The organism is Acinetobacter sp., assembly GCF_049284435.1.
In the GTDB taxonomy this organism is placed as follows: Bacteria; Pseudomonadota; Gammaproteobacteria; order Pseudomonadales; family Moraxellaceae; genus Acinetobacter.
Window position 1 is genome coordinate 1 of sequence record NZ_JBAPXX010000063.1, and the last position, 14,377, is coordinate 14,377.

Genomic DNA, 14,377 nt, shown 5'->3' on the forward strand with positions numbered 1-14,377 from the left:
GTTTATTCTGTGCCAAAATCTTTGGTCCAGTAAAAGATTACGAATGCTTGTGTGGTAAATACAAGCGTATGAAATACAAAGGCGTCATTTGTGAAAAATGTGGCGTTGAAGTAACAACTGCGAAAGTTCGTCGTGAGCGTATGGGTCATATTGACCTTGCATCACCTGTTGCACATATCTGGTTCTTGAAATCATTACCGAGCCGTATCGGTCTTCTTTTAGACATGACGTTACGTGATATCGAACGTGTATTGTATTTCGAATCTTATGTAGTTACCGATCCGGGTATGACTCCATTTGAGAAATACCAACTTCTAAACGATGAAGAATACTTCAATGCATTAGAAGAACACGGTGATGAATTCACAGCGAAAATGGGTGCTGAAGCGGTTCAAGACCTGTTGAAAGACATCGATCTTGAAGCTGAAATTGCGCGTCTTCGTGAAGAAATTCCTGTTACAACTTCAGAAACCAAGCTGAAAAAAGCGTCTAAGCGTTTGAAGTTGATGGAAGCATTCAACGATTCGAACAACAAGCCAGAATGGATGGTGTTAACTGTACTTCCAGTTCTTCCACCAGATCTACGTCCGCTTGTACCACTTGAAGGTGGTCGTTTCGCGACTTCTGATCTGAACGATCTTTATCGCCGTGTGATCAACCGTAACAACCGTTTGAAGCGTCTTCTTGACCTTGCTGCGCCAGATATCATCGTACGTAACGAAAAACGTATGTTACAAGAGTCTGTAGATGCATTGCTGGATAACGGCCGTCGTGGTCGTGCAATTACTGGTTCGAACAAGCGTCCGCTTAAATCTTTGGCAGACATGATCAAAGGTAAGCAAGGTCGTTTCCGTCAAAACTTACTTGGTAAGCGTGTTGACTACTCTGGCCGTTCGGTCATTACTGTTGGTCCAAACCTGCGTTTGCACCAATGTGGTCTTCCGAAGAAAATGGCACTTGAACTGTTCAAACCATTCATTTTCGCGAAACTACAAGCATCTGGCCAAGCAACCACCATTAAAGCTGCGAAGAAAATGGTTGAGCGCGAAACTCCAGAAGTTTGGGACGTTCTTGCTCACGTGATTCGTCAACATCCCGTGATGTTGAACCGTGCGCCAACCCTTCACCGTTTGGGTCTTCAAGCCTTTGAACCGATCCTGATCGAAGGTAAAGCGATCCGTCTACACCCACTCGTATGTGCTGCGTTTAACGCCGACTTCGATGGTGACCAGATGGCGGTACACGTACCATTAACACTTGAAGCTCAGCTTGAAGCTCGTGCGTTAATGATGTCGACTAACAACATTCTGTCTCCAGCGAACGGTGAGCCAATCATCGTACCGTCTCAGGACGTGGTCTTGGGCTTGTATTACATCACGCGTGATGCAATCAATGCCAAAGGTGAAGGCATGGTGTTCGCGGATACTCACGAAGTAAACCGTGCACTGGCAACAGGTCAGGTTGATCTACACGCTCGCGTTAAGGCACGTGTACACCAGACTGTGATCGACGAAGATGGTAACCGTGAACAGCAAACCATTATTGTAGATACGACGCCTGGTCGCTGCCTACTTTGGGAAGTTGTGCCGGAAGGTATGGATTTCCAGCAAATTAACGTTGAGATGACCAAGAAAAACATCTCTAAGTTAATTAACTCTTGCTACCGTAAATTGGGTCTGAAAGATACTGTTATCTTCGCTGACCAGCTGATGTACTTGGGCTTCCGTCAAGCGACGCGTTCCGGTGTATCTGTCGGTATGGAAGACATGGTTATTCCACCGCAAAAACAAGCAATTATTGGTAAAGCGGAAGCTGAAGTTCGTGAAATCGAACAACAGTTCGAACAAGGTTTCGTAACTGCCGGCGAACGTTATAACAAAGTGGTCGATATTTGGGCGCGTACCAATGACCAGGTTGCTAAAGCGATGATGGACAACTTGTCTTTCACAACTGTTAAGAACAAACAGGGTGAAGACGAGAAGCAAAAATCATTCAACTCGATCTATATGATGTCTGACTCGGGTGCCCGTGGTTCGGCAGCTCAGATTCGTCAGTTGGCGGGTATGCGTGGTTTGATGGCGAAGCCGGATGGCTCGATCATTGAAACCCCAATTAAAGCAAACTTCCGTGAAGGTTTGACCGTACTTCAGTACTTCATCTCGACACACGGTGCGCGTAAAGGTTTGGCCGATACAGCATTGAAAACGGCGAACTCTGGTTACTTGACTCGTCGTCTAGTAGACGTTGCGCAGGACTTGGTCATTACTGAGCCGGATTGTGGTACTTATGACGGTCTGGTGATGACTCCGTTCATTCAAGGTGGCGATGTAATCGAAAACCTGGGTGCACGAGTATTGGGTCGTGTGGTTGCTGAAGATGTGAAACGTGTAGGTACAGACGAAGTTCTGCTTCCACGTAATACGTTAATTGACGAGAAACTGGCGACGTTTATCGAAAGCCAGGGTGTCGACGAAATTAAAGTACGTTCAGTAGTGAACTGTGCGTCTACCTTCGGTGTATGTGCGAAATGTTACGGTCGTGACCTAGCACGTGGTCACCAGGTGAACCCGGGTGAGTCTGTTGGTGTAATGGCAGCTCAATCGATTGGTGAGCCAGGTACACAGTTAACGATGCGTACTTTCCACGTCGGTGGTGCTGCGAGCCGAACTTCTGCTGCAAACAGCGTACAAGTTCGTAACCAAGGTACAGTACGTTTCCACAACGTGAAAACAGTACAACATGCCAAAGGTCACTTGGTATCGACTTCACGTTCAGGTGAAATCGGTATTGCGGATGATTTAGGTCGTGAGCGCGAGCGTTATAAACTTCCTTACGGTGCGTCTATCTTGCTGAAAGATGGCGAAGCTGTAGAAGCAGGCGGTATTGTGGCGACTTGGGATCCGCATACACATCCATTGGTAACAGAAGTTGCTGGTAAAGTACGTTTCAGCCAAATTGCTGATGGCGTGACGGTTACTTCTAAAACTGATGATGCAACAGGTATGTCAACCATCGAAATCTTGCCAGTGACTTCACGTCCTGCGTCAGGTAAAGATTTGCGTCCTGCTGTTGTGTTAGATACCGTTGATGGTGGCGAACAGTTCTACTTCCTGCCACAGAACACGATTCTTTCTGTTCGCGATGGCGAAACGATTGGTGTCGGTGATGTCATCGGTCGTGTACCACAAGAAACTTCACGTACCCGTGATATTACCGGTGGTCTGCCGCGTGTAGCTGACTTGTTCGAAGCACGTAAGCCAAAAGAGCATGCAATCCTTGCAGAAGTGTCGGGTGTTGTAAGCTTTGGTAAAGAGACCAAAGGTAAGAACCGTCTGGTGATTACGCCGGATGATGGCTCTGAGATTTATGAAGAGCTGATTCCGAAATGGCGTACGATTAACGTGTTCGAAGGCGAACATGTGAACCGTGGTGAAACTATTTCTGATGGTCCACAGAACCCGCACGATATCTTACGTTTGAAAGGCGAAGTTGCGCTTACAAACTACATCGTGAACGAAGTTCAGGACGTATACCGTCTGCAAGGTGTAAAAATCAACGACAAGCATATTGAAGTGATCGTACGTCAAATGCTGCGTAAAGTTGATATTACTGATGGTGGTGATACCAGCTTCATCAAAGGCGAACAAGTGGATTACATCCGTGTTGTTCAAGAAAACCAAGCCGTTCTTGCACAAAACAAGTTCCCTGCGAAGTTTGAACGTCAATTAATGGGTATTACGAAAGCATCGCTTTCTACTGACTCGTTCATCTCTGCTGCATCGTTCCAGGAAACCACGCGTGTGTTAACTGAAGCGGCTGTAACAGGTAAAGAAGATGACTTACGTGGCTTGAAAGAGAACGTGGTTGTAGGTCGCCTGATCCCAGCGGGTACAGGTTTGGCTTACCACCTGGAGCGTCGTCGTCAAGAAGCAGAAGCTGCAGAATTTGAACTGCACAATGACTTCTCTGATGTAGATCAAGCTCTAAGCCAGGCATTTAACGAAGAATTCTAATTCGAGTTAAAGCTGAGAAAAGAGACGCCTTCGGGCGTCTTTTTTTGTCTGAAATTTATAAATAAGACATCTTGAACAGAAGAATAATCCATTGATATTTACAAAACTCAGCAGGAATACCGAGAGAAGTAACACGCTACAGATTTTAGTTTCATAAAATGAAGATAAGCTTAATTAAAGCAAGACAGGAAGGCCAAGGTCATGAAAAAATTAATGGGTGTTATGGCAGTTGCCACTCTTTCCAGCTTTATGTTGGCGGGTTGTGAAAGTATGTCTGCCAATGAGCAACGGATCGGTGCTGCGGCCCTTGGTGGTGCAGTGGGTGGTGGTGTCGGTAATAAAGTCGGCGGTGGCGTTGGTGCAGCTGTTGGTGGTGGTGCCGGTGCAGCAGTGGGGAGCAAATCCCAAGGTGGTTCAAACCGTAATGCCACCTATAGTGGTGTAGGTGGTGCTGTGGGTTCAGCAGTCGGTAAAAGTATCTTCGGTGGTAATGCAGGTGCTGCAATCGGTGGTGCAATCGGTGGTGGTGCCGGTGCTGCGATTGAACAAGATAACCGTCGTCGTTAAGTCGAAAGTCACTTCAGATTCAGCTAGATTTAAAAGCGCCAATGTGGCGCTTTTATCTTATTTAGGAGCATTAATTTTCCCTTTGCTCTGTTTACGCCGGATATAAACCGTTTTTTCTACTTCTGCAATTCTGACCCCGGCTTCATCATAAATATTCAGCTGATAATGCCGATACACTGGCGCGTTGTCAGCCGCCAGATTGATAATCGTGGCAATTTCTTCAGCAGAAATCCGAATGTCCGCCACCACTGTGCCGCGACCAGGTGCCAAAAACTGAATGCTGGCGCCTTTATCCCAGACCAGGTATTTCGGCCCTAAATGATGCATCAGCAATAACATATAAAAGGGATCGACCATCGAATATAGGCTGCCACCAAAATGCACACCGACAATATTCTGGTTCTTACGGGTCAGCGGCATTTTGACCCGAACGTGATAATTATTAAAATCAATCTTATCAATTTCGATGCCTGCACCACGATAAGGGGCATAGCGGTTCAGAATAAATTTTGAAACCAGAGGCAGTTTTTGAATTTTCTGGAATAGGCTCATACTGACATTCTTTTTGCGGCTGTGATTATGCATACTAGAGCAACAAAAATGCGCTGGCATTGATCAATCATGCCGATTTATAAACTAAGTGGTCAATAACAAGAACAGGATCAAAAGATGGAAATGCACATGCAATGGGTCGATACCACGGATCAGCAGCGTCTCTGTGTCAAAACTTATGGACAACCCGAACAGCCGGCATTGGTGCTGGTTCATGGCTATCCTGATCATCAGGCGGTTTGGGAGCCAGTCATTGCTTATTTGAGTCAGGATTATTTTGTTGTGACCTATGATGTACGAGGCGCAGGTGAGTCCAGTATTCCTGAAAAAATCTCCGATTACCGCTTGGCACGTTTAAGTCAGGATCTGGAAGAGGTGGTGAATAAGATATTACCGAATCGTGCTTTTCATCTGGCCGCGCATGACTGGGGCTCAATTCAGTCCTGGGAATCTGTCACCGATCCACGCTTCAAAGGACGAATTCTGTCTTATAGCACGCTGTCTGGGCCATGTCTGGATCATGCCGCTTTCTGGATGCGTGAACAGTTCCAGCAAAACAAAGCAAAATTCTTAAAGCAAATGAGCAAGTCCTGGTATATCGCGATGTTCCAGTTGCCTTTAGTGGCACCATTGGCCTGGAATTTTTTCAATCCGCAGCGTTGGGCCAAGATCGTGCAGCAACTGGAAAGACGGGATAATCTGCCACTCAACCCGCATATTGTCAAAGATGGAAAATATGGTGTAAACCTGTATCGGGCCAATTTTTTGCCGCGTTTGACTCAACCACGGCAGCGTTTTGCCATCTGTCCGGTACAGGCGATTGTGCTGAAATATGACCAGTTTGTCGGGCCAGATCTGGTCGATGAGATGTCCAAATGGGTGGATGATTTTTCGAAAATAGAACTGGCTGCCAATCACTGGGCGATCCTGAGTCAACCGGAGCAAGTGGCTCAATTGATTGATGAGTTTATTCAGCGTAAATCTGTTGTCATCACTTGATAGGCCACTCAGCTAAACATGACCCGGCCAGAAAAAAGTGGCGGAATTTTTATCCGCATTTTCTGATAAAATAGCCGCTTTCTCTCTATTCCGATTCATTATGTTCGCAATTCTTGCTGCTATTGGAGTCATGTTCGGACTCTCGTTGGCACGTGTACCTGTGGTTTTTGCCCTGGTCATTGGTGCTGTTACAGGTGGTTTATTGGCAGGTCTGGGCCTGCAGGGAACCTTGGATGCGTTTAACAATGGCTTGGGTGGTGGTGCCAAAATTGCCTTAGCTTACGGTATTTTAGGTGCATTTGCTTTAGCTCTGGCACGTTCGGGTTTACCGGATTTGCTAGCTTATAAAATGATCAGCACCTTAAAAGGTGAGGCCGATTTTAAAGCGCAAAACCGGGTGAAATATCTGATCTTCTTCACGGTTGCCATTGCTGCCGTGTTCTCGCAGAACGTCATTCCCGTGCATATTGCCTTCATTCCGGTACTGATTCCGCCACTATTGATTGTATTTAACCATTTACAGCTAGATCGCCGTTTGGTGGCCTGTTTGCTGACCTTTGGTCTGGTTGCCACCTATATGCTCATTCCAGTCGGTTTTGGTGCGATCTTCCTGAATGATATTCTGGGTCATAACATCAATACCTTTGGTAAGCCTTATGGTTTTGAAATTACTTATGATCAGATTCCATCTGCAATGGTCATTCCGGTCATTGGCATGCTGGTCGGATTGTTGATTGCCATTTTCTTCTCTTACCGTAAACCACGTCTCTATAGAGATATTCATGTCGAAGAGCAGCAAAGTATTTCTGCTGAACTCGGGGTAGAGCAAAACCTTAAACCTGAAATTTCGAAATTCACCATCTGGATGGCCGGTCTTGCAGTTGTAGCAACATTGGCTGTACAGCTGTATTCAGATTCAATGATTCTGGCAGGTTTAGTCGGTGTCGCGATTCTCAGCTGTGCCGGTATTTTCAAATGGAAAGAAGCGGATGATGTGATCATTACCGGTATGCGCATGATGGCGCTGGTCGGCTTTATCATGATTGCAGCACAAGGTTTTGCCGCCGTGATTGAAGCGACCAATCAGGTACCTGCACTGGTCGAAGCATCGGTCAACTGGATTGGTGACAGTCAGGCACTGGCAGCGTTCCTGATGTTGCTCATCGGCCTGTTGATTACTCTAGGCATTGGTTCATCATTTTCAACCGTGCCGATTCTGGCCATCATCTATGTGCCGCTGTGTATCCAGTTCGGTTTTAGCCCTGCGGCGACCATTGCGATTATTGGAACTGCAGCAGCTTTGGGTGATGCCGGTTCTCCAGCTTCGGATTCAACTTTAGGCCCAACTTCTGGTCTGAATATGGATGGTCAGCATGATCATATGAAGGATAGTGTGATTCCAACCTTCATTCACTTCAATATTCCGTTGATGATTTTTGGCTGGATTGCAGCCATGGTTCTGTAAGTCAATTTCAATCTGCTCTGATATCTATTGGAGCAGATTTATCTAGATTTAAAATAAACAATAAGATGCATTTAAAATATATGTTTAAATAAAAATTAATATAAACCTGATTATTTCACTCTGAATAAAGCCATATTTATCTGATTAATATACTTGGTATTTAAAACCAACCAATTCAGTCAATTTAAAATAAATAAATTTTTAAATCAATAGCTTAAATAATAATTGTAAATTAGTTTTATAATCCTTATTGCATATTATTTCCCCTCGTGTTTATTATTAATTAAGATTTATTTTCTTAATAATTATTCTTCCTGTGAGGTATTTTAAAATGTTAAAGCAAGCTGCTCTAATTGCATTAATGGGTCTTTCTGCATCTGCGATGGCAGGTCAATGGCAGGTGAAAGTTGGTGCCAGTTCTTTAGCACCATCAAGTGACACTGAAATTGCACCAGGTTTAGTCGTAGAAGCGGATCAAGAATATGGTTTTACGCCATCGGTCGAATACTTTTTTAATGACAATATCTCGGCAGAATTATTATTGGCTACCCCGTTTAACCATGACATTTCTCTTCAAGGTGTAGGTAAGGTGGCTAAGATCAAACATCTGCCACCCACAATTACCGCTAAATATAACTTTAAAAATGCAACACGTTTTACGCCATATATTGGTGTAGGTGGCACAGCTTTTATTGCTTGGGATGAAGAAGGTCTGGCTAAAGATGTGAAAGAAGAGTTTGGTGTAGCAGGTCAGGTCGGCTTTAATTATCAGCCAGCAGATGCCAAAAACTGGGGAGTATTTGCTGACGTGCGCTATGCGGATTTAAGTCCTGAAGTGACTTTAGATGATGCTGATAGTACTAAATTCGACTTGAATATTGATCCTTGGGTTTACACGATCGGTTATAGCTACAAGTTCTAAATTCTAGCCTTACTCAACAAAAAAAGCCTCATCTTGAATGAGGCTTTTTTTTCAAAATAACAACGATTTATAACTTATTGAAATTGAGCAGATCGGCAATGTTCAACTATATTAAAACGAATAAAGTAAATATTAATTGAATACGACTTAATAATTGAATAATAAGGAAGATCAGCATGAAGTTTTTAAGCCAAGGTATTGTGATCTTCTTCAGCCTGCTGGCAGGGTCTGCCTATGCGGCAAGTTTTGATTGTCAGAAAGCTGAAACCGTGACAGAGAAAGCGATTTGTGAACATCGCCTGCTCAATGATGCCGATGTCAAGATGAGTACCAGCTATCATATTTTACGTCGTATGGTGCCTATGGGAACCCGTTCGGTGATCCAGCGCGATCAGGTGAAATGGCTACAGTTTCGTGACCGCTGTCAGGAATCGGTGTCCTGTCTGAGTCAGGTCTATAATATGCGTCAGCAGCAAATAGACCTGCAATTTCAACGTATTTATAAGCTTGGACCTTATTAAGACTTAAACCTAAGTCTTTACAAATTCAAGCCATTTTAGATCAAATGATCCTTTATAAAATATCTTGAGAAAAAATATACAACTGGCTATTGAAAATTTAGCAACTCACTCCATTCATATAGGCAACAGTATTGACCTGTATTTAAAATAAAAGGAGTGATTAATGAGCGAGTCTAGCGCACAAAAACATAGTTTCCAGGCTGAAGTGGCTCAGTTACTACATCTCGTGACCCATTCGCTTTATTCAAACCCTGAAATTTTCCTACGCGAATTGATCTCGAATGCCTCAGATGCATGTGACAAATTACGTTTTGAAGGGATTAATCATCCCGAATTTTATGAAAATGATCCTGATCTGCGCGTTCGTGTCAGTCTGGATGCAGACAATAAAACCATTACCATTTCAGACAACGGGATTGGCTTAAGCGAACAGGAAGCCATTGATAATTTAGGGACTATTGCCAAATCAGGCACCAAAGACTTTATGTCCAAACTGACCGGCGATCAAAAAGCCGATGCTCAGCTTATTGGCCAGTTTGGTGTCGGTTTCTATTCCGGCTTTATCGTGGCTGACAAGATCACGGTAGAATCGCGTCGTGCCGGCACAGATGTCTCTGAAGGCGTACGCTGGATCAGTGGTGGAACCGGTGAGTTTGAAGTTGAACAGATCACTAAAGAACGTCGTGGTACCGATATTATTCTGCACTTGCGTGAGGATGCGCTGGATTATCTGCAAAGCTATAAAGTGAAGCAGATTATCAATAAATATTCAGACCACATCAGCCTGCCAATCCAGATGCAAAAAGAAGTCTGGCAGGAAGAAGAAGCGGCTGAAGGCGAAACGTCTAAAGGTGGCCAGTATGTCAAAACTGATGAGTGGGAAGCCATTAACTCGGCCAGCGCATTATGGACTCGTAACAAGTCTGAAATCACTGAAGAGCAGTATGTCGAGTTCTACAAGAACTTAAGCCATGATTTCGTAGCGCCATTGGCCTGGGCACATAACCGGGTTGAAGGCAGCACTGAATATACCCAGTTGTTATATATTCCAAGCAAAGCACCACATGATATTTTCACCCGTGAATCCAAAGCGGGTATCAAACTGTATGTGAAACGTGTGTTCATTATGGATGATGCAGATAACCTGATTCCAAATTACCTGCGCTTTGTGCAAGGTGTGGTGGATAGTGCCGATCTGCCATTGAACGTGAGTCGTGAATTACTGCAAGAAAGCCGTGATGTAAAAACCATCCGTGAAGGCAATACCCGCCGTATCCTGACCATTTTGGATAATCTGACTAAATCTGAAGATGAAAAAGATCAGGCAAACTTCAAAACCTTCTATCAGGAATTTGCTTCAGTATTGAAAGAAGGTCTGGGTGAAGATTTCAATAACCGTGAACGTATCTTGAAACTACTGCGTTATGCAACGTCGACCAATGACGAGGTCAGCACGTCATTGGCAGACTATAAAGCACGCATGAAAGACGGCCAGAAAGCCATTTATTATGTGACTGCAGATAGTCTGAATGCTGCGAAAAATTCACCGCAACTGGAACTGTTCAAGAAAAAAGGCATTGAAGTTCTGTTGATGACTGAACGCGTGGATGAATGGGCGATGAACTTCGTGAGTGAGTTCGATGGTACGCCGTTGCAAAACGTGTCTAAGGGTGCAGTTGACTTAGGTGATCTTCAGGATGCGGAAGAGAAGAAAGCCCTTGAAGAAGCTGCAGCCCAGTTTAAACCGGTGGTGGATAAGCTGACGGATTCATTAAAAGACAAGACCAAAGAAGTGCGGGTTACGACGCGTCTGGTCGATTCTCCGGCTTGTCTGGTGACTGGAGAGGGTGAGTTGTCTCCACAACTGATTCGTATGCTGAAAGATGCAGGTCAGCCTGTGCCGGATATCAAGCCGATTCTGGAAATCAACCCGGAACATCCGTTGGTGAAAAAACTGGATGGCTCAGCGCAGTTTGATGATCTAGCCAATGTGATCTTCGACCAAGCGGTGATTGCAGAAGGTGGATTACCAGAAAATCCTGCTGAATATGTCAAGCGCATTAATAGTTTGCTGCTTGCTTAAGTGCTGATGTATTGAATGAGAAAATCCCTCTTCGGAGGGATTTTTTATGCCTGCTTCACTTTTCAATTCTAGAAATGATCTGGAAAAACGATAGTGAAGATAAAAAAATCCTTGCGGGTTTTAAATCTGAATTTTGGATTAATATTTGTTTTATGATTTATAATTGCGATCATTAAGTAAGGAGAGAGAATGTTATGAAATCTAAGCTGATGATCAGTATGGGCGCTGTAATCCTGATGTCGATGAGCCAAGTTAGTCTAGCGGCACCTGCTGCAGAAAAAGTGGTACGCACAGATCGAATCAGTTTTTATAAAGTTGCGAAAGTAGAGGTAGCAAAACCACAACGTGTGCAACGTAGCGATCGTATTCGCTTCAATATGCCGGTGATGGAACAACCCTCATTGCAGCAAAAACGAGTGCTACGCAGTGATCGTATTATCTTGAATAAAAACAGCTAATACTTGCCGCGCTGATTGCCTCAGTAATATTGAAAAAAGCCCATGAATGATGGGCTTTTATATTTTCCACCATCATCCAGTTTAAAACAAAGCTTCTAAACGTACCAAGGCACCGACATAGTGATCACGATCCTCACGATGATCATTCAAATAGTTCAGGTCGGTCTGGACAAAAAACCATTCACGTAAAAAAGGTTGTCTCCAGGACACATAGGGGCCCCAGCGATTAAGACGCAGATCCTTGTCATTTAGATAACCACCGGTATAAATGCCGTAACTAAAACGGTTGTCCTGAAAAAACTGATGTTGCCTAAAGGTGTAGTTGTCCCAAGTCAGATCGTCGTCTTGATCATCTGCATAAGTCAGACTGAGTTGATTGGAGAAAAAGGCCTGATTGGGACGGGCATGAATCAGTTCCAGGTTGGTCCGTAAATAGTTTTCACTCTGAATGCCGTAGCGATAAATCTGTTCGGCATGAAAAGAATAGTCATTTTCCAGCGTCCAGTCCTTACTGGCTTTGATACGCAGGTAAATATCATCTCCAGAACGTAAGCCCAGATCCAGATCGGTTTCGAAAGGAATGCGATCTGACCATTCAGACCAGCGTAAGGCAAAGGAGCTGTTATCTTCACGTGCACGTTTAGTATCCAGACGTTTATCTCCAGAAGTGGCAGGATTTTCATTGGTAATCGCGACATTGCTGTCTAATTCATTGTCCAGACTGTCATCACCAAAAACCACACTCAGCTTTTGTTCCAAGGTTGGAAGTTTGATCTTGCCGCGGATTCTGGGCTTAATTTCATAGCCTTCATATTCATCCCAGCGATTATCTAAAATGATCCGTAATGTGGCTGCAGCCGGCTGATCCGGATCGCTTTCACCAAACCAGTTATCAATTTTATGTGCAGTACGATCGGCCCATTCGCGGATGCCTTTCTGTTTTTGATCCGCCCATGAATAATTTTCTGTTTCCAACGTAGATGGAACGATGGCGACACTTGATTGCTCCGGCAAAACGGTGGGCGTTGCATCGATCAAACGTGGAATCTGATCTAGCAAGCCTGATCGGCTTGGCTCTGTATTTGTTGAACTGGCAGGAGCAGTTGTGACTGAATTTGCCCAAGACATGCTACCGCTCATTCCTACGCCCAGAGAGAGCAGTAAAATTTGAGTAATCCTGTTTATTTGCATGAGATATTTGTTGCTCTTGTATTCTTATATTCAGCTGTAGTTTTCTAAAAAACGGCCTTAAAAAGCAAGTTAAAGCTACAAAATAACAGCAATTATTCAACTATTTGAGTCTGAATTTCCCGATAAAGTTCCAGCACTTGAATTGGTTGCGGCATTGTTAAAATAATATTGTGAATATTCCGCCAATTTAGCTGTTTGTCGCGTTGCAGCAAGATGTGTGGATAGGCCAGCTCATCCTCTGTGAGAGAGATACTTTTTTCACCATGAATCACTCGGATTTTTTGATGTTCCTGCAGCAAGAGCACTGGGGTAAAAAAATCCGCAGCAGCTTCTTGAAATGAGATAAATTTCTGCTTCTGAATAAACTGGGCGAGTATAAACGGATGGTAATCTGGCTGTGTCCAGACTGTTTCAGCCTGCTGCAAGTAAGCCGTTGAAAAAAGCTCGAGTTGCATGAAACTGGTGCTTATAATAGACCACGCCAGTGATTTAATCGCAGCAGCTTGGCGTTGATGCTGGGTCAGCCAATGTTGAATACAATAGTGAGCCTGCAACTGACTCGGTACCCCTAAGAGCATCAGATATTTAACAAACTAGCCTTGCAGATTCAATTGCTCAACCAAATAGACCTGACGTGCCTGCCAGTTATCTTCTGCCGCATAATACAATGCGATATCGAGATAGATGGGATGTTCGAGATTGGTACGTAATTCTAAAGCACAGAGTCGCTGGATATTGGTTTCTTCTAAGCCTAAAGGGTGTACATGGGCGTTTAGTTCGCCTAGTTGGATCTGTACAGGGAATTGAATCAATTCGGAGACTGTGATCTGTTCTTGCTGAATTGTTGTTTCAGCTTTGAGCTGAGGATCGGGAGTCTCATGTACAGTTGGTACCTGTATGGGTAGCTCATCTGGGCGATGTAGTTCTAATGCATGGATTCTTGCCCTCGGCCGTCCCCGATGGTATTTGGTTGTTTCCACAGCTTTTAAGCTGGTTTCAGCTTCGTTTAAGGATAAGGCAGGAACGATCAAGGGTGGATCCTGTTTCAGGCAAGAAAACCGCTGCTGTTGTTGCAACAGCCAGATATAGCAGTGTTGTAGTTCAGCCCATTGGCTGTATAGGGCAGGAGATTGGGGAGCCGGAATCAGCCAGATTTGCCAGCCACGTTCAGGATGATGTAAAACTGCCCAGCCTGAATCCGGATGGGCATACAATGCTTGTTCCAGCGCCAAGATTTCGGTGAAATAGCCACGAAAGCTTAGATGATAAGACGTGTCAGCAGAAAATTGGTAAGCAACAAGTTCAGGCTGAGTGCGGGCTTTAAATGCTGAAATCTGGGTTTTGAAAATAGGCTCATCACACAGATTAAAAATATCGCGTATTCTTTTTTTAGAACGGGCAATTTCATATAAAGGCAGGACTTTATGCTCCAGTTGCTGTGCTAGTCCATGTAGTTCTTTAATTAATTATGCTTTTTCTAAAGCATTCATTTTTTGATCTCTAGAGATGTTTCAGTGCTTTATCCAGGGTTTGTGCCAGTACGATGTTAACCGCCAGCTCGACCAGTCTATATTCAGCAGAATTTGAGTCTGTATAGCTTTCTGCC

General features: G+C 44.2%; 10 protein-coding genes and 1 pseudogene. 8 read left to right on the forward strand and 3 right to left on the reverse strand.

Translation table 11 applies throughout. The annotated features are described in order from the left end of the window. Positions 1–4,013, forward strand: a 4,013-nt coding sequence (gene rpoC / locus WAK81_RS05310; RefSeq protein WP_422195985.1) for a DNA-directed RNA polymerase subunit beta', incomplete at its 5' end; no start/stop codon positions are given. A 201-nt stretch (positions 4,014–4,214) separates the two neighbouring features. Then, positions 4,215–4,580 carry a DNA transfer protein p32 gene (locus tag WAK81_RS05315; protein WP_422195986.1) on the forward strand — a complete coding sequence of 122 codons (366 nt, stop codon included), beginning with the start codon at positions 4,215–4,217 and terminating at the stop codon, positions 4,578–4,580. Positions 4,581–4,637: 57 nt separating this feature from the next. On the opposite strand, the gene WAK81_RS05320 is transcribed toward WAK81_RS05315, so the two are convergent. Further along, positions 4,638–5,132 (reverse strand): DUF4442 domain-containing protein, encoded by a 495-nt coding sequence (locus WAK81_RS05320; protein WP_216986616.1) that lies wholly within the window; start codon positions 5,130–5,132, stop codon positions 4,638–4,640. 117 nt (positions 5,133–5,249) lie between these two features. On the opposite strand from WAK81_RS05320, the gene WAK81_RS05325 reads away from it, so the two are divergent. The 6 genes from WAK81_RS05325 to WAK81_RS05350 all read left to right on the forward strand — a co-directional run bounded on the left by WAK81_RS05325 (position 5,250) and on the right by WAK81_RS05350 (position 11,580). After that, positions 5,250–6,131 (forward strand): alpha/beta fold hydrolase, encoded by an 882-nt coding sequence (locus WAK81_RS05325; protein WP_422195987.1) that lies wholly within the window; start codon positions 5,250–5,252, stop codon positions 6,129–6,131. A 100-nt stretch (positions 6,132–6,231) separates the two neighbouring features. Next, positions 6,232–7,596 (forward strand): Na+/H+ antiporter family protein, encoded by a 1,365-nt coding sequence (locus WAK81_RS05330; RefSeq protein ID WP_422195988.1) that lies wholly within the window; start codon positions 6,232–6,234, stop codon positions 7,594–7,596. A 331-nt stretch (positions 7,597–7,927) separates the two neighbouring features. Continuing rightward, positions 7,928–8,518 (forward strand): OmpW/AlkL family protein, encoded by a 591-nt coding sequence (locus WAK81_RS05335; RefSeq protein WP_422195989.1) that lies wholly within the window; start codon positions 7,928–7,930, stop codon positions 8,516–8,518. Between the two features lie 176 nt (positions 8,519–8,694). Next, a complete protein-coding gene (locus tag WAK81_RS05340) occupies positions 8,695–9,039 on the forward strand; it encodes a lysozyme inhibitor LprI family protein (protein WP_004647317.1) in 345 nt (114 codons plus the stop codon). Between the two features lie 163 nt (positions 9,040–9,202). After that, positions 9,203–11,122, forward strand: a complete 1,920-nt coding sequence (gene htpG, locus WAK81_RS05345; RefSeq protein WP_422195990.1) for a molecular chaperone HtpG — start codon at positions 9,203–9,205, stop codon at positions 11,120–11,122. Between the two features lie 194 nt (positions 11,123–11,316). Next, positions 11,317–11,580, forward strand: coding sequence for a hypothetical protein (locus WAK81_RS05350; RefSeq protein ID WP_422195991.1), 264 nt, complete (start codon positions 11,317–11,319; stop codon positions 11,578–11,580). Between the two features lie 81 nt (positions 11,581–11,661). On the opposite strand, the gene WAK81_RS05355 is transcribed toward WAK81_RS05350, so the two are convergent. Both WAK81_RS05355 and WAK81_RS05360 read right to left on the reverse strand, forming a co-directional pair. After that, entirely contained in the window at positions 11,662–12,771 is a 1,110-nt protein-coding gene (locus tag WAK81_RS05355; RefSeq protein WP_422195992.1) for a hypothetical protein, read from the reverse strand. 92 nt (positions 12,772–12,863) lie between these two features. Then, a pseudogene (locus tag WAK81_RS05360) lies at positions 12,864–14,234 on the reverse strand (hypothetical protein). Between the last annotated feature and the right edge of the window lie 143 nt (positions 14,235–14,377).

Excerpts from the sequence above, each read along its gene's own strand:
- WAK81_RS05350 (WP_422195991.1), top strand. The coding sequence starts at position 11,317 with ATGAAATCTAAGCTGATGATCAGTATGGGCGCTGTAATCCTGATGTCG.
- WAK81_RS05330 (WP_422195988.1), top strand. The coding sequence starts at position 6,232 with ATGTTCGCAATTCTTGCTGCTATTGGAGTCATGTTCGGACTCTCGTTG.
- WAK81_RS05355 (WP_422195992.1), bottom strand. The coding sequence starts at position 12,771 with ATGCAAATAAACAGGATTACTCAAATTTTACTGCTCTCTCTGGGCGTA.
- WAK81_RS05320 (WP_216986616.1), bottom strand. The coding sequence starts at position 5,132 with ATGAGCCTATTCCAGAAAATTCAAAAACTGCCTCTGGTTTCAAAATTT.
- WAK81_RS05340 (WP_004647317.1), top strand. The coding sequence starts at position 8,695 with ATGAAGTTTTTAAGCCAAGGTATTGTGATCTTCTTCAGCCTGCTGGCA.
- htpG (WP_422195990.1), top strand. The coding sequence starts at position 9,203 with ATGAGCGAGTCTAGCGCACAAAAACATAGTTTCCAGGCTGAAGTGGCT.
- WAK81_RS05335 (WP_422195989.1), top strand. The coding sequence starts at position 7,928 with ATGTTAAAGCAAGCTGCTCTAATTGCATTAATGGGTCTTTCTGCATCT.
- WAK81_RS05325 (WP_422195987.1), top strand. The coding sequence starts at position 5,250 with ATGGAAATGCACATGCAATGGGTCGATACCACGGATCAGCAGCGTCTC.
- WAK81_RS05315 (WP_422195986.1), top strand. The coding sequence starts at position 4,215 with ATGAAAAAATTAATGGGTGTTATGGCAGTTGCCACTCTTTCCAGCTTT.